The organism is Propioniciclava soli (genome assembly GCF_014858005.1).
Lineage (GTDB): Bacteria > Actinomycetota > Actinomycetes > Propionibacteriales > Propionibacteriaceae > Propioniciclava > Propioniciclava soli.
This window is the reverse complement of record NZ_JACYOT010000019.1, coordinates 41,340-62,720: the sequence shown is the minus strand read 5'-3', so window position 1 is coordinate 62,720 and position 21,381 is coordinate 41,340. Positions and strand designations below refer to the sequence as shown.

At 70.7% G+C, this 21,381-nt stretch carries 19 protein-coding genes; 18 read left to right on the top strand and 1 reads right to left on the bottom strand.

Annotated features, from left to right (window positions below; all coding sequences use genetic code 11):
• Positions 1-702 carry a demethylmenaquinone methyltransferase gene (locus IFY26_RS15650; protein WP_332836206.1) on the bottom strand — a complete coding sequence of 234 codons (702 nt, stop codon included), beginning with the start codon at positions 700-702 and terminating at the stop codon, positions 1-3.
• A 60-nt stretch (positions 703-762) separates the two neighbouring features.
• On the opposite strand from IFY26_RS15650, the gene IFY26_RS15645 reads away from it, so the two are divergent.
• The 18 genes from IFY26_RS15645 to IFY26_RS15560 all read left to right on the top strand — a co-directional run bounded on the left by IFY26_RS15645 (position 763) and on the right by IFY26_RS15560 (position 21,380).
• Positions 763-1,461, top strand: a complete 699-nt coding sequence (locus IFY26_RS15645; protein ID WP_416046585.1) for an ABC transporter ATP-binding protein — start codon at positions 763-765, stop codon at positions 1,459-1,461.
• Positions 1,458-3,260: a DUF6297 family protein gene (locus tag IFY26_RS15640; RefSeq protein ID WP_232549933.1), complete on the top strand. Its 1,803-nt coding sequence runs from the start codon at positions 1,458-1,460 to the stop codon at positions 3,258-3,260. The genes IFY26_RS15645 and IFY26_RS15640 overlap by 4 nt, the downstream gene beginning before the upstream one ends.
• Positions 3,261-3,396: 136 nt before the next feature.
• On the top strand, positions 3,397-4,692 hold the full coding sequence (locus tag IFY26_RS15635; RefSeq protein WP_232549932.1) for a geranylgeranyl reductase family protein: 1,296 nt from the start codon (positions 3,397-3,399) through the stop codon (positions 4,690-4,692).
• A 28-nt stretch (positions 4,693-4,720) separates the two neighbouring features.
• Entirely contained in the window at positions 4,721-5,080 is a 360-nt protein-coding gene (locus IFY26_RS15630; RefSeq protein WP_269779632.1) for an NADH-quinone oxidoreductase subunit A, read from the top strand.
• A gap of 26 nt (positions 5,081-5,106) precedes the next feature.
• Positions 5,107-5,664, top strand: a complete 558-nt coding sequence (locus tag IFY26_RS15625; protein WP_232549931.1) for an NADH-quinone oxidoreductase subunit B — start codon at positions 5,107-5,109, stop codon at positions 5,662-5,664.
• Positions 5,661-6,428, top strand: a complete 768-nt coding sequence (locus IFY26_RS15620) for an NADH-quinone oxidoreductase subunit C (protein ID WP_269779631.1) — start codon at positions 5,661-5,663, stop codon at positions 6,426-6,428. The genes IFY26_RS15625 and IFY26_RS15620 overlap by 4 nt, the downstream gene beginning before the upstream one ends.
• A 127-nt stretch (positions 6,429-6,555) precedes the next feature.
• Positions 6,556-7,827: an NADH-quinone oxidoreductase subunit D gene (locus tag IFY26_RS15615; RefSeq protein ID WP_232549967.1), complete on the top strand. Its 1,272-nt coding sequence runs from the start codon at positions 6,556-6,558 to the stop codon at positions 7,825-7,827.
• Positions 7,828-7,928: 101 nt separating this feature from the next.
• Positions 7,929-8,627 (top strand): NADH-quinone oxidoreductase subunit NuoE, encoded by a 699-nt coding sequence (gene nuoE / locus IFY26_RS15610; protein ID WP_232549966.1) that lies wholly within the window; start codon positions 7,929-7,931, stop codon positions 8,625-8,627.
• Positions 8,624-9,940 carry an NADH-quinone oxidoreductase subunit NuoF gene (gene nuoF / locus IFY26_RS15605; RefSeq protein ID WP_232549930.1) on the top strand — a complete coding sequence of 439 codons (1,317 nt, stop codon included), beginning with the start codon at positions 8,624-8,626 and terminating at the stop codon, positions 9,938-9,940. Before nuoE ends, nuoF begins: the two co-directional genes overlap by 4 nt.
• Entirely contained in the window at positions 9,937-12,330 is a 2,394-nt protein-coding gene (locus IFY26_RS15600) for an NADH-quinone oxidoreductase subunit G (protein WP_232549929.1), read from the top strand. Before nuoF ends, IFY26_RS15600 begins: the two co-directional genes overlap by 4 nt.
• Positions 12,327-13,673, top strand: coding sequence for an NADH-quinone oxidoreductase subunit NuoH (gene nuoH / locus IFY26_RS15595; protein WP_232549928.1), 1,347 nt, complete (start codon positions 12,327-12,329; stop codon positions 13,671-13,673). The genes IFY26_RS15600 and nuoH overlap by 4 nt, the downstream gene beginning before the upstream one ends.
• Positions 13,673-14,233, top strand: coding sequence for an NADH-quinone oxidoreductase subunit NuoI (nuoI, locus tag IFY26_RS15590; RefSeq protein WP_232549927.1), 561 nt, complete (start codon positions 13,673-13,675; stop codon positions 14,231-14,233). Before nuoH ends, nuoI begins: the two co-directional genes overlap by 1 nt.
• A gap of 8 nt (positions 14,234-14,241) precedes the next feature.
• Complete coding sequence (locus IFY26_RS15585) at positions 14,242-15,048, top strand: NADH-quinone oxidoreductase subunit J (protein ID WP_269779639.1); 807 nt, start codon at positions 14,242-14,244, stop codon at positions 15,046-15,048.
• Between the two features lie 8 nt (positions 15,049-15,056).
• On the top strand, positions 15,057-15,356 hold the full coding sequence (nuoK, locus tag IFY26_RS15580; RefSeq protein WP_232549925.1) for an NADH-quinone oxidoreductase subunit NuoK: 300 nt from the start codon (positions 15,057-15,059) through the stop codon (positions 15,354-15,356).
• Positions 15,357-15,411: 55 nt separating this feature from the next.
• A complete protein-coding gene (gene nuoL, locus IFY26_RS15575; protein WP_232549965.1) occupies positions 15,412-17,277 on the top strand; it encodes an NADH-quinone oxidoreductase subunit L in 1,866 nt (621 codons plus the stop codon).
• Positions 17,278-17,290: 13 nt separating this feature from the next.
• Complete coding sequence (locus tag IFY26_RS15570) at positions 17,291-18,802, top strand: NADH-quinone oxidoreductase subunit M (RefSeq protein WP_232549924.1); 1,512 nt, start codon at positions 17,291-17,293, stop codon at positions 18,800-18,802.
• On the top strand, positions 18,799-20,364 hold the full coding sequence (gene nuoN, locus IFY26_RS15565) for an NADH-quinone oxidoreductase subunit NuoN (RefSeq protein ID WP_232549923.1): 1,566 nt from the start codon (positions 18,799-18,801) through the stop codon (positions 20,362-20,364). Before IFY26_RS15570 ends, nuoN begins: the two co-directional genes overlap by 4 nt.
• A 38-nt stretch (positions 20,365-20,402) precedes the next feature.
• Positions 20,403-21,380 carry a polyprenyl synthetase family protein gene (locus tag IFY26_RS15560; RefSeq protein WP_416046584.1) on the top strand — a complete coding sequence of 326 codons (978 nt, stop codon included), beginning with the start codon at positions 20,403-20,405 and terminating at the stop codon, positions 21,378-21,380.
• Position 21,381 lies beyond the last annotated feature (1 nt).

The following is a 21,381-nucleotide window of genomic DNA, read 5'->3' as shown; positions in this document are numbered from 1 at the left end:
CTACGCCACCGCCCGGTGGAGGGCGACGATGCCGCCCGAGAGGTTTTTCCACTCCACGTCACGCCAGCCGGCCTCGGCCATGAGCGCGGCCAACGCCGGCTGGTCCGGCCAGCCGAGGATCGACTCGGCGAGGTAGTCGTAGGCGCGCGGGTTGGACGAGAACACCCCCGAGAGCGCGGGCAGGGCCCGGACGATCCACTCCCGGTAGACCGTGCGGAACGCCGGGTGGGTGGGTGAGGAGAACTCGTTGATCACGACGACGCCGCCGGGGGCGGTGACCCGCCGCATCTCGGCGAGGGCGGCGCGGGTGTCCTCCACGTTCCGCAGCCCGTAGCTGATGGTGACGGCGTCGAACGTGGCGTCGGCGAAGGGCAGCTGCAGCGCGTCGGCGTTGACGAAGCCGAGGTCGGGCTGGCGCCGGCGGCCCTCGGCGAGCATGCGGTAGGACAGGTCGGCGGGCACGACCAGGGCGCCGGCGTCGGCGAGCGGACGCGACGAGGTGCCGGTGCCCGCCGCCAGGTCGAGGATCACCTGGCCGGGCCGGGGATCCAGCGCGCGCACCGTCGCGGTGCGCCAGAGGCGCTGCAACCCCCCGGTCATCAGGTCGTTCATCAGGTCGTAGCGGCCCGCGACCCCGTCGAACATGGCGGCCACGTCGGCGCGCCGCTTGGCCAGGGTCGCCCGGGCATCGAACTTCTCCACGCCGTCGATCTTCTCACGTCCGCCCCGCCGGGTCGGACCGGGGTTGGGCGGTGGGGGAGAATCGGCGCCATGGCGTCCCGTTCTGTCGTCCTCACCGCGTCCGGCATCAGCAAGACCTTCGGTGAGGTCCCCATCGTGTCCGACTTCTCCCTCACCGTGCACGCGGGCGACGCGGTCGCGTTGACCGGCCGCAACGGAGCGGGCAAGTCTACCATCCTGCGCATGCTGATCGGCGCCCAGAAGCCCGACACGGGGCGCGTCGAGTTCGAGGGCATCCGGATGAGCGAGACGAACCCGGAGATCCGCCGGGGCATGGCATCCGTGATCGACGACCTCGACTTCTTCCCCGACCTCTCGGTCGTCGAACACCTCGACCTCATGGCCCGCGCCCATGGCGTCCCGGAGCCGGACGCCCACGTGGACGCCGTGCTCGCCGAGGTGCAGCTCGTGCCCCAGTCCGGCCAGCTGCCCGGCACGCTGAGCTCCGGCCAGCGCCGACGCCTCGCCCTCGCGACCGCGTTCGTGCGGCCACGCCGACTGCTGGTGCTGGACGAGCCCGAGCAGCGCCTCGACGTCGAGGGCGTCGCCTGGCTGGCGGACCGCCTCGTCGAGGAGCGCAAGCGCGGCCTGGCGATCATCATGGCCTCCCACGAGCCGCACCTGGTGGACGCCGTCGCCACCCGCCGGATCCACGTCGTCGGCCCCGAGCCGGCCGGGGTGGCCGCGGAGGCGCCGGGCGCGGGGGAGGCCGACGCGTGAGCAAGAAGCAGCGCAAGCGCTCGGCGTCCACCGTCGCCGAGGCAGCGCCGGTGGCGACCGAACCGGAGGAGACCGTCGCCGACCACGCGGGCCGGGACTGGAACTTTGCCTTTCTGCCCGACGCCGAGCCCGAGTGGGTCGACGAGGCCGCCCTGCACGGCCTGATGAAGGACTGGCGCCACGGCAGGGCCACGCGGACGATCGGCCAGGTCCTCTCCGATGCCTACTTCGCCGTCTTCACCATCGTGCTGCTGGGCGCCATGATCGTGAACGCGATCATCGGCAGCCAGCACGCGGCGGCGTCCTGCACCACGGCCGACTGCGCGGTCGGCCGCACGCTGATCCCGTGGGGGGTGTACTTCGCGCTGTGCGCCCTCACCCTGGGCGTCGCCCGCCTGTTCGGCCCCGTGCTCGCCTCGGCGGCCGAGGGGTTCTGGCTCATGGAGGCCCCCATCGGACGCGCCCGCCTGCTGCGGCCCCGGTTGTGGGGCGTGATCGTGCTGGCGGGGCTCCTCACCGCCGCCCTGCAGGCCGTCGTGGCGGCGCTCGCCGGGGAGCCCGGCCACCTCGTCGCGGCCTTCGCCGCCGCGACCGGGTTGTCCTGCGCCGGGCTCATGGCGTGGGCCGCCGCCGCGCAGTCGGGGGACCGGCGGCGCCCGCTGGCCCTGGTCCGGGCCGTCGCGGCGCTCGGCGCCGTGGTCGCCCTCACGGCGATGGTGGCGGTGTCGGCGGGCTGGGTGGCCGCCGGCCGGTTCGCGGTGCCGGACGCGGCGGTCTGGGTGCTGGCCGGTGCCGGTGCGCTGTTGGCGCTGGGGTGCGGAACGCTGGCCCACCGCCGGCTGGACGTCATTCCCCGGGCGCGGCTCACCAGCGGCGGGTCGCTGGTGAGCAGCATGCAGGGCGCGATGTTCGCCCTCGACTTCGGCCTGGCCCGCGACATCTTGGTCGAGCGCGAGGCGGCCGCCCGCGGGCACGTCCGCCCCACCCGGGGCCGGGGCACCGAGGTCTTCGCCCTGGTGTGGCGCGACGTGCAGCGCCTCGCGCGCTTCCCCCGCCCGCTGTTCGGCGTGCTGGGAGCGGCCCTGGTGCCGTACGCCCTGGACGCCATCGGCCTCGGCCTGGCTTCCCCCCTGCTGGGCGCCATCGCGCTGATGGTGGCGCTGATCCCGCTGTTCGGCGCCCTGCGCGTGCTGTCGCGGACCAGCGGGCTCGCCCGGACGCTGCCGTTCTCCACCCGCCAGATCCGCCTCGCGACCTCGGTGGTGCCTGCCCTGCTCGCGGCCGTGTGGTGCGCGCTGGTGACGCCTTCGATGGCCGGCATCCTCGGCGGGGTGGCCCGGGCACCGCTGGAGGCGTCCCTCGCGGCGCTCGCGACGGCGGCGGCCGGGTTGCTGGGGGCCATGCGGTGGCAGACGGCCCGCCCCGTCGACTTCCAGGTGCCCATGCTGGCCACCAGCTCGGGCGCCGTGCCGCCCACCTTGATCTTCAACCTGCTGCGTGGCTTCGACATGGTGGCGCTCGTGACCGCCCCGCTCCTGCTCGGCGTGGCGCCCGTGTGGGCGGTGGCGCTGGCGGCCGTGGTGGCGGGCTTCCTCACCGCCGGGATCAACACCGCGGAGATGACCGAGGAGGCCGCCGAGCAGCGCGCCGCCCTCGAGGAGGAGCGCAACCGGGCGAAGGGCAAGGCGTCCCGGCCCGCGGCACGCCCCGGCGGAGGGCCGGCCGGGAGCACGCCCCGACCCCGGCCCACCGGGGCCACGGCGGCGGGGCAGCGCCGGGCCACGGCGCGTCGGAAATAGCCAACGCGCAGGTGATCAAAAAGGCCGCGTGACAGGCCGCGATGCCGCCCGGAGGGGCAAATGGCGATTGTCGGACCAACTGCCTAGACTGACCCCCGGACCGATGGCAGGGCGAGCGTGGGAGGGTGACGGATCGATGACGCAGGAGGACTCCGCCGCACCGGTTCGCTCCGGGGATGCGGTCGAGGCCGATGTGATCGTCGTCGGTGCCGGCCCCGCCGGCTCGACCGCGGCCACGTGGCTGGCCCGCCGGGGTCTCGACGTGGCCCTGCTCGAGAAGGCACGCTTCCCCCGCGACAAGGTGTGCGGGGACGGGCTGACGCCGCGGGCCACCAAGCAACTCGTCCGCCTCGGCGTCGACGTGAGCGAGGCCGCGGGCTGGAAGCACAACGTCGGCCTGCGCACCTACGGCGCGCGGCGTGAGCCCTTCCACTTCCCGTGGCCCGAGCTGGAGTCGTTCCCGAACTACGGGCTGACCCGTCCGCGCGCGGACTTCGACCACCTGCTCGCCCGGCTCGCCACCGACGCCGGCGCCCACCTGTACGAGGACACGACGGTGAGCGAGCCGATCCTGGCGGGGGAGCGCATCGTCGGCGTCCGGGCCAAGGACGGCCGCACGTTCCGCGCGCCGGTCACGCTGGCCTGCGACGGCAACTCCTCCCGCCTGGCCCTCGGGATGGGGCTGGAAAAGAACCGCAAGCGCCCGATGGGCGTCGCGGTGCGCACCTACTACCGCAGCGAGGCCCGCACGCACGACGCGTGGATGGAGAGCCACCTGCAGTTGTGGGACGGCGAGCCCGGCCGCTCCCACCTGTTGCCCGGTTACGGCTGGGTGTTCGCCCTGGGCGACGGCACGGTGAACGTGGGCATGGGCACCGTGAGCAGCACGGCGTCCAGCCAGAAGGTCAACTTCCGCGACCTGCTGAACACGTGGGTCCGCAACACCCCGCCGGAGTGGGGCTTCACGCCCGAGAACCAGATCGGCGGCGTGGGCTCCGCGGCGCTACCCATGAGCTTCAACCGCAAGCCGGCCTACGGGCGCGGCCTCCTGCTCGTCGGGGATTCCGGCGGCATGGTGAGCCCGTTCAACGGCGAGGGGATCCCCTACGCGATGGAGGCCGCCGAGATGGCGGCCGACGCCGTGGCGGACGCCCGCAGCCGCGGCTTCGGCACGCCTGCGGCCGAGCGCGCGCTGGAGGGCTACGCGTCGCGCCTGTCGGCCGAGTGGGGCGGCTACTACCGCCTCGGGCAGGTGTTTGTTTCCCTCATCGAGCGTCCCGAGGTGATGGCCCTGTGCACGCGATACGGTTTGCCCAGACCCACGTTGATGAAGTTCACGATGAAGATGCTGGCCCACCTGTACGACACCGACGACGGGGACTGGATGGACAAGATGCTCACGTCACTGTCGAGAATGGCGCCGTCCGCATGAACGTCGACCGGAAGGGACACCCGCTGTCATGAGCCCCTACATTCCGATTCTCGGGGTGCTGTTCTTCTCGGCAGCCCTGCTCGGCGTGATGATCCTGCTCTCCCTCGTGGTGGGCCCCAAGCGCTACAACAAGAGCAAGTACATGCCGTACGAGTGCGGCATCGACCCGACGCCCAAGGCGGCCGGCGGTGGCCGCTTCCCGGTCAAGTACTACATCACCGCGATGATGTTCCTGGTGTTCGACATCGAGATCGCCTTCCTCTACCCATGGGCGGTCGCGTTCGATCAACTGAGCATGTTCACGATCCTGACCATGATCGTCTTCCTCCTCCTGCTCTGCATCGCGTACTACTACGAGTACCGGCGCGGCGGCATGGAGTGGGACTGAAGGCGCCTGAGAGGAAACGGACAACTATGGGTATCGAGGACGCGCTTCCCGAAGAGGGCGTGCTGACCACCACGGTCGAGGCCGTCGCGGGCTGGATGCGCCGCACGTCGTTCTGGCCGGCCACGTTCGGCCTGGCCTGCTGCGCCATCGAGATGATGACCTACGGCGCGCCGCGCTTCGACGCCGGGCGCTGGGGCCAGGAGGTGTTCCGCGCGTCGCCGCGCCAGGCCGACCTGATGATCATCTCGGGCCGGGTGAGCCAGAAGATGGCGCCCGTCCTGCGGCAGGTGTACGACCAGATGCCCAACCCCAAGTGGGTCATGGCCATGGGGGTCTGCGCCAGCTCGGGTGGCATGTTCAACAACTACGCCGTGGTGCAGGGCGGCGACCACATCGTGCCGGTGGACATCTACGTGCCCGGCTGCCCGCCGCGGCCCGACATGCTGATCGACGGCATGTTCAAGTTGCGCCAGATCGTGCTCAACGACCCGATGGGCAAGCACCGGGCCAAGGTGTTGGAGGATCTCGAGGAGCTCGCGCTCGTCGCGCCGGCCACCATCGAGCAGAAGGGTCTCCTGCGATGAGCGGTCAGCCCACCCCCGGCGCCAACCTGCCGGGCGAGGAGAAGACGGTCGACGAGCCCGTTGCCGACAACGGCTCGGCGCCCGGTGCGGGCCTGGAGCGTGAGGACGCCCAGCCCAGCGAGCAGCCGGTCGTCGCCCCGGCGACGCGCCGCGGCATGTGGAGCGACGGCTCGCCCGACACCTCCGGCTACGGCGAGATCGTCCGCGAGGTGTGGCGGCCCACGGCCTCGCCGCGCCCCCTGCCGGGCGACCACGAGCGCGTCGTCGCGCGCCTGGAGGAGCTGGAGGGTGATCCGTTCACCCTCGTCGTGTTCGACCGCGGCGAGTTGACCGTGCACGTGCGCCGCGAGCGGCTCCTGGCGGTGCTGGAGCACCTGCGCAACGACGCGGCGCTGCGCTACGAGCTCTGCGCCAGCGTGTCGGGCGTCCACTACCCCAACGATGCCGGCGCCGAGCTGCACAGCGTCTACCACCTGGGGTCGTGGACCCACAACCGGCGGCTGCGGGTGGAGACCACCTGCCCGGACGCCGACCCGCACGTCCCCAGCGTCTGCAGCCTCTACCCGGCCGCCGACTGGCACGAGCGCGAGGCCTGGGACATGTTCGGCATCGTCTACGACGGCCACCCGTCCCTGACCCGCATTCTCATGCCGGACGACTGGGTCGGTCACCCGCAGCGCAAGGACTACCCGCTCGGCGGCATCCCGGTCGAGTACAAGGGCGCCGTCGTGCCGCCCCCGGACCAGCGGAGGACCTACCGATGAGGCACCAGCGAAACCAGCAGCGAGGTGTGGAGTGAGCACAGCAGCGAGCACGGACTACTACGCGGCCCCCGGTGAGGAGCCGACCACTGGCACGGTCTACACGTCCCAGGGCGGCGACTGGGCCGAGATCGCGCAGGAGCAGGCGGAGCGTGGCGACGAGACGCTCGTCATCAACATGGGCCCGCAGCACCCGTCGACCCACGGCGTGCTGCGCCTGATCCTGGAGTGCGACGGCGAGACCGTGCTGAGCGTCCGACCCGGCATCGGCTTCCTGCACACCGGCATCGAGAAGAACATGGAGTACCGCACCTGGGCGCAGGGCTCCACGTTCGTGACGCGCATGGACTACGTGGCCCCGCTGTTCAACGAGGCGGCCTACTGCCTCGCCGTCGAGCGCCTGCTGGGCATTGAGGACAAGATCCCGCAGCGCGCCAACGAGATCCGGGTGCTCATGATGGAGCTCAACCGCATCGCGTCCCACCTCGTGGCCGTCGGCACCGGCGGCATGGAGATCGGCGCGCTGACGGTGATGACGATCGGCTTCCGCGAGCGCGAGATGATCCTGGACTTCTTCGAGGCCGTCACGGGCCTGCGCATGAACCACGCCTACATCCGCCCCGGGGGCGTCGCCAACGACCTGCCGGAGTCGGGCCTCGCCCAGCTGCGCGACCTCATCAAGTGGCTCGAGGACCACCTGCCCGAGTACGCGCTGTTCTGCAACGAGAACCCGATCTTCCAGGGCCGCATGATGGGCGTCGGCCACCAGGACCTGACCGCCTGCATGGCGCTCGGCGTCACCGGCCCGATGCTGCGCGCGACCGGCCTGCCGGCCGATCTGCGCAAGGCGCAGCCGTACTGCGGGTACGAGACCTACGACTTCGAGGTGTGCGCCTGGCGGCCCGAGGACGGCTGGGCCGGTGCGGACGCCTACGCGCGCTTCCGCGTCCGGCTCGATGAGATGTGGCAGTCGCTCAAGATCGTCCGGCAGTGCGCGGAGCGGCTGGAGCAGTCCGTCGGCATGCCCGTGATGGTGGACGACCTCAAGATCGGCTCGCCGGCCGACCTGGCGGTGGGCCCGGACGGGCAGGGCAACAGCAACGAGCACATCCGCCACATCATGGGCGAGTCGATGGAGGCCCTCATCCACCACTTCAAGCTGGTGACCGAGGGGTTCCGCGTGCCCGCCGGGCAGGCCTACGTGCCGATCGAGTCCCCGAAGGGGGAGCTCGGCTGCCACGTCGTCTCCGACGGGGGCACGCGGCCGCACCGCGCCCACATGCGGGATCCAGGGTTCAACCACCTGCAGTCCGTGCCGATCCAGTGCGAGGGCGGCATGATCTCCGACGTCGTCGTCGCCGTCGGCTCCATCGACCCCGTCATGGGAGGTGTCGACCGGTGAGCGGTTCGAATGAGTCAGTGCGAGCGGACGCGAGCGCAAGCCACGGCGGCGTCCGGGGACACGAATTCCAGAGCTGGTTCCCGGAGTCGGGCTCGGTCGACATGGCCGACACGAGCACGAACATCACCGAGGAGACCATCGCCGAGATGCGTCAGCTCGCCGAGCGGTACCCCCAGGCGCGCTCGGCGCTCCTGCCGATGCTGCACCTGGTGCAGTCCGTGGACGGCCGGGTGTCGCCGGCCGGCATCCAGGCGTGCGCGGAGGTGCTCGGCATCACCGCCGCCCAGGTCTCCGGGGTCGCGACGTTCTACACGATGTACAAGCGGCGCCCCGGCGGCAAGCACCACGTCGGCGTCTGCACGACCGCGCTTTGTGCGGTGATGGGCGGCGACATCCTGATGGACGTCGTGGAGCAGAAGCTGGGCATCGGCGAGGGCGAGACGACCCCCGACGGCCTGTTCAGCCTGGAGCGCGTCGAGTGCAACGCGGCGTGCGACTTCGCGCCCGTCATGATGGTCAACTGGGAGTTCATGGACAACATGACCCCCGAGTCCGCGAACCGGCTGATCGAGGATCTCGCCGCCGGGCGTGTCGTCCATTCCACGCGCGGTGCGGAGCTGGTCGGCTGGAAGGAGACCGAGCGGGTGCTCGCCGGCTTCCCCGACGGTCGGGCCGACGAGGGGCCGGCGGCGGGGCACGCGTCCCTGCTCGGCCTGGACATCGCGGCCGATCGCGGGTGGAGCGCACCCCCCGCTCGCGCGGTGCAGGCGTCCGAGACGACCCAGGAGGAGGCGCAGTGACCGATCTGCTGACCCCCGTGCTGTCGGCCAACTGGGCCGACGAGCGCGCGTGGAAGATCACGAACTACGAGCGCACCGGCGGCTACCAGGGGTTGCGCAAGGCCCTCGGCCGCACCCCGGCCGACGTCATGGGCACGGTGAAGGACGCCGGGCTGCGCGGTCGCGGCGGGGCCGGCTTCCCGACCGGCATGAAGTGGAGCTTCGTGCCGCAGGACAACCCGAACCCCAAGTACCTCGTGGTGAACGCCGACGAGTCCGAGCCCGGCACGTGCAAGGACATGCCGCTGATGATGGCCTCGCCGCACACGCTGGTGGAGGGCGTCATCATCGCCAGCTACGCGATCGGCTGCGAGGCCGCCTTCATCTACGTGCGCGGCGAGGTGGTCCACGTGGTCCGCCGGCTGCAGCAGGCGGTGCGCGAGGCCTACTCGGCGGGGTACATCGGCAAGAACGTGCTCGGCTCGGGGTACTCCCTCGACGTGGTCGTGCACGCCGGCGCCGGCGCGTACATCTGCGGCGAGGAGACCGCGTTGCTCGACTCGCTCGAGGGACGCCGCGGCCAGCCCCGCCTGCGCCCGCCGTTCCCGGCGGTGGCCGGCCTGTATGCGTGCCCCACGGTGGTCAACAACGTCGAGTCGATCGCGTCGGTGCCGAGCATCATCGCCAACGGCGCGGAGTGGTTCGCCTCGATGGGCACCGAGAAGTCGAAGGGCATGACCCTGTACTCGCTCTCCGGGCACGTGCAGCGTCCCGGCCAGTTCGAGGCGCCCCTGGGCATCACGCTGCGGCAGCTCATCGAGCTCTCCGGCGGCGTCCGCGAGGGCCACGAGCTCAAGTTCTGGACGCCGGGCGGCAGCTCGACGCCGATCCTGACCGCGGAACACCTCGACATCCCGCTCGACTACGAGGGTGCCGCCGCCGCCGGCACCATGCTCGGCACCAAGGCCCTGCAGGTCTTCGACGAGACCACCTCGGTGGTGCGCACCACGCTGCGCTGGGTGGAGTTCTACAAGCACGAGTCGTGCGGCAAGTGCACGCCGTGTCGCGAGGGCAGCTGGTGGCTGGTGCAGCTGCTGCAGCGCTTCGAGGCCGGCACCGCCGTCGAGGGCGACATCGAGAAGATGCTCGACCTGTGCGACAACATCGGTGGCAAGTCGTTCTGCGCCCTGGCGGACGGCGCCGTCGCCTGCGTCACCAGCGCCGTGAAGCACTTCCGCTCCGAGTTCGAGGCCGGCTACACCACGCCCGCGTGGGAGCTGTTCCCCTACGAACGCAGCGCCCTGTTCGCCGCACCGAAGGGAGCCCACGCATGAGCGTCGAGGCCAAGGCGGCCGAGGTCGCCACCAGCGACCTGATCAGCGTCTTCATCGACGGCACCGAGGTGCAGGTGCCGAAGGGCACGCTCGCCATCAGGGCGGCCGAGATGATCGGCGTCGACATCCCGCGCTTCTGCGACCACCCGTTGCTCGACCCGGTCGGCGCGTGCCGCCAGTGCATGGTCGAGGTGCCCGACATGGGCAACGGACGCGGCATGCCGAAGCCGCAGGCGTCCTGCACCCTCGAGGTGGCGCCGAACATGCAGATCAAGACGCAGGTGAGCAGCCCCGTGGCCGACAAGGCGCAGACGGGCATGCTCGAACTGCTGCTCATCAACCACCCGCTCGACTGCCCGATCTGCGACAAGGGCGGCGAGTGCCCGTTGCAGAACCAGGCGCTCAGCCACGGCCCCGCCGAGTCGCGGTACCTGGGGGTCAAGCGGACGTTCCCGAAGCCGGTCGCGATCTCGGCCCAGGTGCTGCTCGATCGGGAGCGGTGCGTGCTGTGCGCGCGGTGCACTCGGTTCTCCGAGCAGATCTCCGGCGACCCCTTCATCGCGCTCGTCGAGCGCGGCGCGCTGCAGCAGGTCGGCTTCTATGAGGACAAGCCGTACGACAGCTACTTCTCCGGCAACGTCATCCAGATCTGCCCGGTCGGCGCGCTGACCAGCGCCGACTACCGCTTCCAGGCCCGGCCGTTCGACCTCGTGTCGACACCGGTGACCTGTGAGATCTGCGCCTCGGGTTGCCAGCTCCGCACCGACCACCGGCACTACCAGGTGAAGCGGCGTCTCGCGGGCAACGCCCCCGAGGTCAACGAGGAGTGGAACTGCGACCGTGGCCGGTTCGCCTTCCACTCCGGCCGCCTGGCCGACCGGCTGACCAGCCCGCTCGTCCGCGACGGCGGCGTGCTGCGGCCGGCGTCCTGGCCCGAGGCGATCGACGCCGCGGTGGCCGGGTTGCGCCGCGCGGGCAGCAGCGTCGGTGTGCTCACGGGCGGACGCCTCACCCTCGAGAACGCCTACGGCTACGCCAAGTTCGCCCGGGTCGTGCTCGGCACCAACAACGTCGACTTCCGCTCCCGGCCCCACTCGTTGGAGGAGGGCCAGTTCCTGGCGCACGCCGTGGCCGGACGCACGGTGGGCGAGGGCGTCACCTACGCCGACCTGGAAAACGCGTCCCAGGTGATCTGCGTCGCGTTCGAGCCGGAGGAGGAGAGCCCCATCGTCTTCCTGCGCCTCCGCAAGGCCGTGCGCAAGAAGAAGCTGAAGGTCGTCACCGTCGCCCCGTTCGCCAGCAACGGCGCGGAGAAGCTGGGTGCCCACCTGGTGCCGACGGTCCCCGGGACGGAGGCCGAGGTCGTCGGCAAGCTGGACGCGGACGCCGACACGGTGATCTTGGTCGGCGAGCGGGCCGCCTCCTCGCTCGGGACGTTCACGGCCCTGCTCGAGCTGGCCGGTCGCTCCGGCGCCCGCCTGGCCTGGGTGCCGCGGCGGGCGGGGGATCGCGGTGCCGTCGAGGCCGGCTGCCTGCCGAACCTGCTGCCCGGGGGGCGTCCCGTGACCGACGCGAGCGCCCGGGTGGACGTGCAGGCCGCGTGGGCGGTGCCGACGCTGCCGACGACGCCAGGCCTGGACGCCGGCGCGATGCTGCATGCCGCCGGAACCGGCAGCCTGGCCGCGCTCGTGGTGGCCGGCGTCGAGCCGACGGACTTCGCGGACGCCGAGGCGGCCCGGGCTTCCCTCGAGGGGGCCGGTTTCGTGCTGAGCCTGGAGACGCGGCTGTCCGAGGTCGCGGAGCGGGCCGACGTGGTGCTGCCGGTCGATCTGATCGAGGAGCAGTCGGGCACGTTCGTGAACTGGGAGCACCGCGAGGGGCGCGTGAACCGGGTGAACCGTCAGGCGCGCTCGGCCATGACCGACCTGCGGGTGCTGGCGATGCTGGCCGACGCGCTGGGCTCCGACCTCGGCGTCCGCCGGGCGAGCGGGGCCAAGGCGGAGCTCACCGAGCTCGGCGTCTGGGAGGGCGAGCGCGCCGCCGCACCCGCGGAGGCAGCCGCCTCCGGCGTGGGCACGGGCCTCGTGCTCGGCTCGTGGCGCCTGCTCATCGACGGCTCGGCCGGCAATGACGGCTCCGAGGCGCTGCTCGCGACCGCCAAGCGGCCCGTGGCGCGCCTCAGCGAGGCGACGGCGTCCGGCCTCGGGCTGGCCGACGGCGACCAGGTGACGGTGGCGGCGGGCAACGGCGTGTGGGAGCTGCCGCTGGTCGTGACGCCCTCGATGGTGGACGGGGTCTGTTGGGTCCCCGGGAACGTGGCCGGTGTCGGTCTCGGCGAACTCGCCGTGACGCCCGGTGAATCGGTGCAGGTGAACGGAGGTGCGGCATGAACCCCCAGGACATCTCGATCTTCGGCAATGATCCGTGGTGGATCGTGCTGATCAAGGTGATCGGCGTGGTCGTCCTGCTGTTGACGTGGACGATCTTCAACGTCTGGTACGAGCGGCGGCTGGTCGCCAAGATGCAGCACCGCCTCGGCCCGATCATGAACCCGACGTGGCTCGGTGGCCTCGGCCAGGCGCTCGGCGACGGCCTGAAGCTGATGTTCAAGGAGGACTTCGCGCCGGGCATGGTCGACAAGGTGCTGTTCTCCATCGCCCCGCTGCTGGCGGGTGTGACGGCGTTCACCGCCTGGTCGGTCATCCCGCTGGGCGGCGAGGTGAACATGTTCGGCGTCGCGACGCGCCTGCAGGTCACCGACATGCCCGTCTCCGCGCTGCTGATCCTCGCAATGGGGTCGGTCGCCGTGTACGGGTTCGTGCTCGCCGGCTGGAGCTCCCAGTCGCCCTATTCGCTGCTCGGCTCGCTGCGCAGCTCGGCGCAGATGATCTCGTATGAGATCTCCATGGGCCTGTCGTTCGTGGCGGTGTTCCTGTACTCCGGCACCATGTCGACCTCTGAGATCGTCGCGGCGCAGGCCCGCCCGCTGATCGGCGAGGGCTTCCTCGGGCTGCAGCAGTGGTACTGGCTGCTCCTGGCGCCGTCGTTCATCATCTACGTCATCTCGATGGTCGGCGAGACCAACCGGGCGCCGTTCGACCTGCCCGAGTGCGAGTCCGAGCTCGTCTCGGGCCACCTGACGGAGTACAACGGCTTCCGCTACGCCATCTTCTTCCTCGCCGAGTACATCAACATGGCGACCGTGTCGGCGGTGGCGACCACGCTGTTCCTCGGCGGCTACCACGCCCCGTGGCCCCTGGCGCTGATCCCGGGCATCGACTCCGGCTACTGGGGGCTGCTCTGGTTCATGCTGAAGGTGCAGCTCCTCATCTCCTTCTTCGTGTGGCTGCGCGGCACGCTGCCGCGGTTCCGCTACGACCAGTTCATGGCGCTGGGGTGGAAGTGGTTGATCCCGATCTCGCTGGCGTGGATCATGCTGATCGCGCTCGTGCGGGGTCTCATGAACCACGGCCTGCTGCAGGGCCCGGTGGTGTGGATCATCATCGGTGCTGCGGCCCTCGCGTTGGTCGCCCTGTTCTTCCTGGGGGGCAACGACGAGGAGCGCGACCTGGAGGACATTCCGGCGGGCGAGGTCGACGCCTTCGCCGGCGGGTACCCCGTTCCGCCACTGCCCGGCCAGGAGCTCCCCGAGCTCGCCGGCGTGGTGCGCGGTGAGCCGGAGCCCGACACCGTGGCGCCGGTGGCGTCCGACGACTACCGAGAGGGACAGTGATGGGACTGTTCGACGCGTGGGCCGGTTTCGGCGTCACCTTCAAGACCATCTTCCGCAAGACCTTCACGCAGGGCTACCCGCAGAAGGGACGCGAGAAGGTCACCGCGCCGCGCTTCCACGGCAGGCACCAGCTCAACCGCTGGCCCGACGGGCTGGAGAAGTGCGTCGGCTGTGAGCTGTGCGCGTGGGCGTGCCCCGCCGATGCGATCTACGTCGAGGGCGCGGACAACACCGAGGCCGACCGCTACTCCCCGGGGGAGCGCTACGGCCGCGTCTACCAGATCAACTACCTGCGCTGCATCCTGTGCGGCCTGTGCATCGAGGCCTGCCCGACGCGGGCCCTCACGATGACCAACGACTTCAAGCTCGCGGACACCTCGCGGGAGAAGATGATCTACACCAAGGACCGCCTCCTCGCCCCGCTGCTGCCGGGCATGGAGGAGCCGCCGCACCCGCGCCGCCTGGGTCTCGACGAGAAGGACTACTTCCTCGGCCTGCCCCCCACCGGCGTCCCGGACACGCGGACCGGTCCCGTCGAGGCGAAGGGGGCCACATCGTGAACCCGGCCATGGTTCCGCTCGTGACGGGGGCGGAGGTGACCTTCTGGATCGCGGCGCCGATCGCGATCCTCGGTGCCCTCGGGCTCGTCTTCGCCCGCCGCGCGGTGTACGCCGCGCTCGGGATGGCGGTGTCGATGATCAGCCTCGCCGTGCTGTACGCGTCGATGGACGCGCCGTTCCTGGCGATGATCCAGGTCATCGTCTACACCGGTGCGGTGATGATGATGTTCCTGTTCGTGCTGATGATGGTCGGCGTCGACACCCCCGACTCGGTCGTCGAGACGCTCAAGGGTCAGCGCTTCCTCGCCATCCTCGCCGGCATCGGCGCGGCCGCCCTGCTGGTCTTCGCGGTCGGCGGGGCGGTGGTGAACCCGCCGGTCACCACGATCGAGGCGAACGCCGCGCGCGGCGGCAACGTCGAGGGCCTCGCCGAACTGCTGTTCGGCCGCTACGTCTTCGTGTTCGAGCTGACCTCGGCCCTGCTCATCAGCGGCGCCGTGGGCGCGATGCTGCTGGCACACCACCAGCGCGTCACGCCCAAGAAGCGGCAGCGCGAGATGGCCGCGGATCGCATGGCCGCCTACCGCACCAGCGGCGAGCACCCCGGCCCGCTGCCCAACTCTGGCGTGTACGCCCACACCAACGCCATCGGCGCCCCGGCGCTGCTGCCCGACGGGTCGGTCGCCGAGAAGTCGCTCTCGCAGACCCTCATCCTGCGCGGGGCCTCGCTGGACGCCCCCGCCCTGGCCAAGGTGACCAACGAGACCTTCGCGGCCATCGAGGCCGTCGCGGACGACGACGAGGACGAGGAGTGAGCCCGGTGATGAACCCCGAGAACTACCTCATCCTCGCGGCGATCCTGTTCTCCATCGGCGCGGTCGGCGTCCTCGTGCGCCGCAATGCGCTCGTGGCCTTCATGTGTGTGGAGCTCATGTTGAACGCGACCAACATCGTGCTCGTCGCCGGTTCGCACATCCACGGCGGCCTGGACGGGCAGGTGGCGACCTTCTTCGTGATGGTCGTCGCGGCCGCCGAGGTCGTCGTCGGCCTGGCGATCATCGTGTCGATCTTCAAGACCCGCCGCTCGACCTCGGTCGACGACGCCAACCTGCTGAAGCTCTGAGGTGGCTGACGTGATCCTTCTCGAGACCATCGTCGAACCGGTCGCGGCGACCGGCATGTACGCCCACCTGTGGCTCATGATCGCCGTGCCTGCGCTCTCGGCGGCCGTGCTGCTGCTCGCGGGCCGGGTGTCGGACGCCTGGGGCCACCTGTTGGCGACCGCCGCGGTCATCGTCTCCTTCGGGGTGGCGCTCGCGGTCTTCACCTCGATGCTGATCAACGACCCGGGCGTGCGACGCGTCTCCCTGCCGCTCTACACGTGGTTCAGCACGGGGGAGTGGGAGTTCGGCGTCGGGTTGCTGGTGGACCAGCTCTCGATCCTGTTCGCCCTGCTCATCACGGGCGTCGGCAGCCTGATCCACATCTACGCCATCGGGTACATGGCCCACGACGCCCGTCGCCGTCGCTTCTTCGCCTACCTCAACCTGTTCATCGCCGCCATGCTGGTGCTGGTGCTGGCCGACAACTACCTCGTGCTGTTCGTCGGCTGGGAGGGGGTCGGTCTGGCGTCCTACCTGCTGATCAGCTTCTGGCAGCACAAGCCGGCCGCTGCGGCCGCCGGCGTCAAGGCGCTGGTCATGAACCGCGTCGGTGACCTCGGCATGCTCATCGCGATCTTCACGATGCTGGCCCTGTTCGGCTCCAGCTCGTTCGCCGTCGTGAACGCCGGTGTCGCGGAGGCGCCCGGCTTCTGGGTGACGGTCATGGGGTTCGCGCTGCTGCTCGGCGCGTGCGGCAAGTCCGCCCAGGTGCCGCTGCAGGCCTGGTTGCTCGACGCGATGGAGGGCCCCACCCCCGTGTCGGCCCTCATCCACGCCGCCACGATGGTCACCGCGGGCGTCTACCTGGTCGTCCGCAGCCACGCGATCTTCGAGCTCGCACCGATCGCCCAGACCGCCGTCGTGGTGGTCGGCACCGTCACGCTGCTCGCGGGCGCCTGGATTGGCTGCGCGCAGGATGACATCAAGAAGGTGCTCGCCGGTTCCACCATGAGCCAGATCGGCTACATGATGCTCGCCGCGGGCATCGGGCCGGCCGGCTACGCGTTCGCCATCTTCCACCTGCTCACCCACGGCTTCTTCAAGGCCAACATGTTCCTCGGGGCGGGCTCGCTCATGCACGGCATGCACGAGGGTGTCGACATGCGCCGTTACGGCGCCCTGCGCACCGCGATGAAGGTGACGTTCTGGACCTTCGCGATGGGTTACCTGGCCATCATCGGGTTCCCGCTGTTCTCCGGCTACTTCAGCAAGGACCACATCATCGAGGCGGCCTTCGAGCACAACCTGGTGGTCGGCCTGTGCGCCCTCATCGGCGCCGGCATCACCGCCTTCTACATGACGCGGCTGATGCTCATGACGTTCTTCGGCGAGCGCCGCTGGGACGAGGGCGTGCACCCCCACGAGTCGCCCAAGGTCATGACGATCCCGCTGATCGTGCTGGCCGTGTTCAGCGTCGGCGCCGGCATCGTGATGAACAACTGGATCCAGGGCTGGCTGGAGCCCGCGCTGGGCGTCCACCCGCACGAGCTGAGCCTGGTTCCGACCCCGGTCGGCCTGCTCACCATGGCCGTGGTCGCCGTCGGCGTCGCGCTGTCCTGGTTCGTGTTCGGACGCGGCCCGATCCCGCGCGTCGCCCCCGCCACCCGCAACCCGATCACGCTCGCCGGCCGCAACGTGCTCTTCGCCGATCAGGCCAACGGCCTGCTGTTCACCGGCCCGACCGTCGCGACCGCCCACGCCGTGGACGTGACCGACCGCGTCGGGATCGACGGTGCCGCCGACGGCACCGGACGGGCCTTCGGTGGCCTGTCCGCCATGGTCCGGCGGGTGCAGTCCGGGTACGCGCGCAGCTACGCCCTCATGATGCTGTTCGGCGTCCTCGCCGTCGGTGTCGTGCTGATCCTCAGCCAGCTCGGCTGAGACAGGAGTTGACATGACATTCCCTTGGCTCACCTTCCTGGGGCTGCTGCCGCTGGTGGCCGGCCTGCTGCTGCTCCTGCCCATGGGCAGGGGGGCGGCGCGCACCCTCGGCTTCGCCGCCAGCATCGCGACCCTCGCCCTCGGCATCGCGGTCGTGTGGATGCACGCCACCGGCGTCACGCTGGCCGAGCAACTGCCGTGGATCCGCGCGTTCGGCACTTGGTGGGCGCTCGACCTGGACGGCATGGGCGCGGCCATGGTGCTGCTCACCGTGGTCCTGGTGCCGCTCGTCCTGCTGGCGGAGTGGGATCTGCCGGGGGCCCGCTGGAGCGCGCAGGCCTACTTCGCCCTCGTCCTGATCCTCGAGGGCCTGGCGATCTTCGTGTTCACGGCCACCGACCTGCTGCTCTTCTACCTGTTCTTCGAGGCCACCCTCATCCCGGTCTACTTCCTCATGATCGGCTTCGGAGGGCCGCAGCGGGGCCGCGCAGCGGTCAAGTTCCTGATCTTCAGCCTGGCCGGTGGTCTCATCATGTTGGCCTCGGTGGTGGGTCTGTACGCCGTGAGCGCGTCCGCGGGGCAGCCGTCCTACCTGGTCGCCGACCTGGCGACGCTCGACCTGTCGGGCGATGTCGGCCGCTGGCTCATGGCGGGCCTCCTCGTGGCCTTCGTCGTGAAGGCACCGATGGTGCCCGTCCACACGTGGCTCCCGGATGCCGCCGAGCAGTCCACGCCCGGCACGGCCACGCTGCTGGTCGGCGTGCTGGACAAGATCGGCACGTTCGGCATGATCCGGTTCTGCCTCACCCTGTTCCCCGAGGCCAGCCAGTGGGTCGCGCCGTTCATGACGTGGTTCGCCGTGCTGTCCATCCTGTGGGGGGCGCTCGGGGCCCTCGCGTCGCGCAACCTCATGCGGCTCGTCGCCTACACCTCGGTGAGCCACTTCGGCTTCATGATCCTCGGCATCTACAGCTTCACGACGACGAGCCTGAGCGGGTCGATGTTCTACATGCTCAACCACGGCTTCTCGACCGCGGCGCTGTTCCTGGCGGCGGGGTACCTCATCAAGCGGCGCGGCACGGCCGACATCGCCGCGTACGGCGGCGTCCAGAAGGTGGCGCCGGTCGCCGCCGGCGTCCTGCTGCTGGCCGGTCTCTCGGCCCTCTCGCAGCCCGGAATGTCGACGTTCGTCAGTGAGTTCATGGTGCTCAGCGGCTCCTGGACCCGCAATCCCATCGTCACGCTCGTCGCGCTGCTCGGTGTGGTGCTGGGGGCGGCCTACGTCCTGCGGCTCTACCGCATCACCATGACGGGGCCGTTGACCACCGACGCCGGTGCCGCGTTCACCGGCCGTGACCTCACGGGGCTGGAGCGCTGGATCATGGTGCCGATCATCGGGATCCTGCTCGTGCTGGGGTTCGTCCCGGCGCCCGCGGTCGCCCTCGTCGAACCCACCGCCGTCACCACCCTGCAGCATCTGGGCATGACCGACCCCGCGCCGGTCGTGGAAGGAGTCGCACGATGACCGTCCTCGAGTTCGCCGCGCCCGTGCTGGAGTGGCGCGCCCTCGCGCCGATCCTGCTCGTGCTGGCCGCCGGCTGTCTCGGCATCCTGTTGGAGGCGGTGCTGCCGCACCACCTGCGGTTCGTCGCGCAGATGTCGCTGGTGCTCGCCAGCGTCGTGTTGTCGCTCGCCTTCCTCGTCATCAACTGGTTCCGGGGCATCTCCGGGGTGTTGGCCATGGGGTCGATCACCCTGGACGGGCCGGCCTACTTCCTGTGGGGAGCCCTGCTCGTGTTCGGGGCCCTGGCGTTCATGGTGTTCTCCGAGCGCCGGGTCAACGGTGGGGTGACCGCGTTCGCGGCGTCCGCGGCCGCGGTGCCCGGGTCGGTCGAGGAGGCCGAGTCGGCCCGCGCCGGCCGCGAGCACACCGAGGTCTTCCCGCTCGGCCTGTTCGCCCTCGGCGGCATGATGGTCTTCCTCGCCGCGAGCGACCTCATCACGCTGTTCGTCGCCCTCGAGGTGTTCTCCCTGCCGCTCTACCTGATGTGCGCGATGGCGCGTCGCCGCCGGCTCCTCAGCCAGGAGGCGGCCCTGAAGTACTTCCTGCTCGGCGCTTTCAGCTCCGGGTTCTTCCTCATGGGCATCGCACTGCTCTACGTCTACTCCGGCTCGTTCGACCTCGCCGCGATCCACGACGCGGTCACCGCGTCCGTGTTCGGCGAAGGGTTGCTGATCGCCGGGCTGGCGCTGCTGGGCGTCGGCCTGCTGTTCAAGATCGGTGCCGTGCCGTTCCACAGCTGGACGCCCGACGTGTACATGGGTGCTCCGACGCCCGTCACGGGCTTCATGGCCATCTGCACGAAGCTGGCGGCCGTGGGCGCCCTGCTGCGCGTGTTCTACGTGGCGCTGGACGGGGAGCGGTGGACGTGGCAGCCCCTGCTGGCGATCATCGCCGTGCTCACCATGGTGGTCGGCATCACCGCCGCCCTGACCCAGACCGACATCAAGCGGCTGCTGGCTTACAGCTCGATCGCGCACGCCGGGTTCATCCTCACCGCCGTCGTGGGCGCGAGCCAGATCGTGCCCGCGGGCCAGGCCACCTCGGCGGCGTCCATCATGTTCTACCTCGCGGCCTACGGTTTCGCGACCATCGGGGCGTTCGCGCTCGTGACGATGGTGCGCAACCCGGCGGGCGAGGAGAACGGCCTGGCGGGCTGGGCAGGTCTCGCCCGCAAGAACCCGGCCGTGGCGGGTCTCATGGCGCTGTTCATGCTGAGCTTCGCCGGCATCCCGCTCACCGGTGGGTTCATCGGCAAGTGGGCCGTGTTCACCGCGGCCTGGCGTGGCGGTTACTGGTGGCTCGTGATCGTCGCCGCGCTCGCGAGCCTCGTCGGCGCCTGGTTCTACCTGCGGGTCATCGTCGTCATGTTCGGTCAGGAACCGGCGAAGGGCACGTTCGTCGGCTCGGCGAGCGCGTGGACGTGGATCCCGGTCGTGATCGGTGCCGTGGCGACCCTGTGGCTGGGCATGCTGCCCGATTCGGTCATGCAGCTTGCTACGTTTGCAGGGACGTTCCTGCGCTGAGCCGGAAGTCCTGCCGATCAAGGAGTCACGTGACGTCCATCACCCATCCGGGGGCCGACCCGGCGTTCGAGGCTGAAGTCCGCGAGCGCCTCGACGCGATCGAGGCTGCCTTGCACGCCACGGCGCTGGCCGACACCCCGTTCGTGACGGAGGTCTCCCGGCACCTGCTGGCGGCGGGCGGCAAGCGGTTCCGGCCGCTGCTGGTCGTGCTGGCCTCGCAGCTCTACGCCGACGCGGCGCCCGCTGACGTCGTCAAGGCGGCCGTGGTGATGGAGCTGACGCACGTCGCATCGCTCTACCACGACGACGTCATGGATTCGGCCGACGTTCGCCGCGGCGTCCCCAGCGCCAACAGCCGGTACGGCAACGAGGTCGCGATCCTGGTTGGCGACTACCTGTTCGCCCGCGCGAGCTCGACCGTTGCCCAACTCGGCACCGAGTACGTCGCCCTGCAGGCGGAGACGTTTGCGCGTCTCGTCCAGGGTCAGATCGCGGAGACGCGCGGGCCGGCTGCGGGGGAGGACCCCCTGGCCCACTACCTGAGCGTCGTCGCCGACAAGACGGGTTCGCTCATCGCCGCCTCGGCCATGTTCGGGGCCATGGTGGCCGGGGCGCCGCGCGAGGTCGTGGCGGCGCTGGCCGCCTACGGCGAGGAGATCGGCCTCGTCTTCCAGCTCAGCGACGACATCATCGACATCGCCTCCGACACCTCCGGCAAGACGCCCGGGACCGACCTCCGCGAAGGGGTCGCCACCTTGCCGACGCTGCTGCTGGGGGCGTCGGAGGATCCGGCGGACGCCCGCCTGCGCGACCTGGTGTCCCGGCCGTTGTCCGATGACGCCGAGGTGGCCGAGGCCCTGGCCGGGCTGCGGGCCCACCGCGTGATGGACGACGCCCGTGCCGAGGTGGAGCGGCGCGCCGAGTCGGCCCGGGCGCACGTGGCCGTGCTGCCGCCCGGCGAGGCCCGGGACGCGTTGGTGGCGCTCTGCGACACCGTCGTCCAGCGGTCGTCCTAGG

Coding starts and splice junctions, on each gene's coding strand:
- IFY26_RS15630 (WP_269779632.1), top strand. CDS start 4,721: ATGAGCCCCTACATTCCGATTCTCGGGGTGCTGTTCTTCTCGGCAGCC.
- IFY26_RS15570 (WP_232549924.1), top strand. CDS start 17,291: ATGACATTCCCTTGGCTCACCTTCCTGGGGCTGCTGCCGCTGGTGGCC.
- IFY26_RS15635 (WP_232549932.1), top strand. CDS start 3,397: ATGACGCAGGAGGACTCCGCCGCACCGGTTCGCTCCGGGGATGCGGTC.
- nuoE (WP_232549966.1), top strand. CDS start 7,929: ATGGCCGACACGAGCACGAACATCACCGAGGAGACCATCGCCGAGATG.
- nuoN (WP_232549923.1), top strand. CDS start 18,799: ATGACCGTCCTCGAGTTCGCCGCGCCCGTGCTGGAGTGGCGCGCCCTC.
- IFY26_RS15620 (WP_269779631.1), top strand. CDS start 5,661: ATGAGCGGTCAGCCCACCCCCGGCGCCAACCTGCCGGGCGAGGAGAAG.
- nuoH (WP_232549928.1), top strand. CDS start 12,327: ATGAACCCCCAGGACATCTCGATCTTCGGCAATGATCCGTGGTGGATC.
- nuoL (WP_232549965.1), top strand. CDS start 15,412: ATGTACGCCCACCTGTGGCTCATGATCGCCGTGCCTGCGCTCTCGGCG.
- nuoK (WP_232549925.1), top strand. CDS start 15,057: ATGAACCCCGAGAACTACCTCATCCTCGCGGCGATCCTGTTCTCCATC.
- IFY26_RS15600 (WP_232549929.1), top strand. CDS start 9,937: ATGAGCGTCGAGGCCAAGGCGGCCGAGGTCGCCACCAGCGACCTGATC.
- IFY26_RS15625 (WP_232549931.1), top strand. CDS start 5,107: ATGGGTATCGAGGACGCGCTTCCCGAAGAGGGCGTGCTGACCACCACG.
- IFY26_RS15585 (WP_269779639.1), top strand. CDS start 14,242: ATGGTTCCGCTCGTGACGGGGGCGGAGGTGACCTTCTGGATCGCGGCG.
- nuoI (WP_232549927.1), top strand. CDS start 13,673: ATGGGACTGTTCGACGCGTGGGCCGGTTTCGGCGTCACCTTCAAGACC.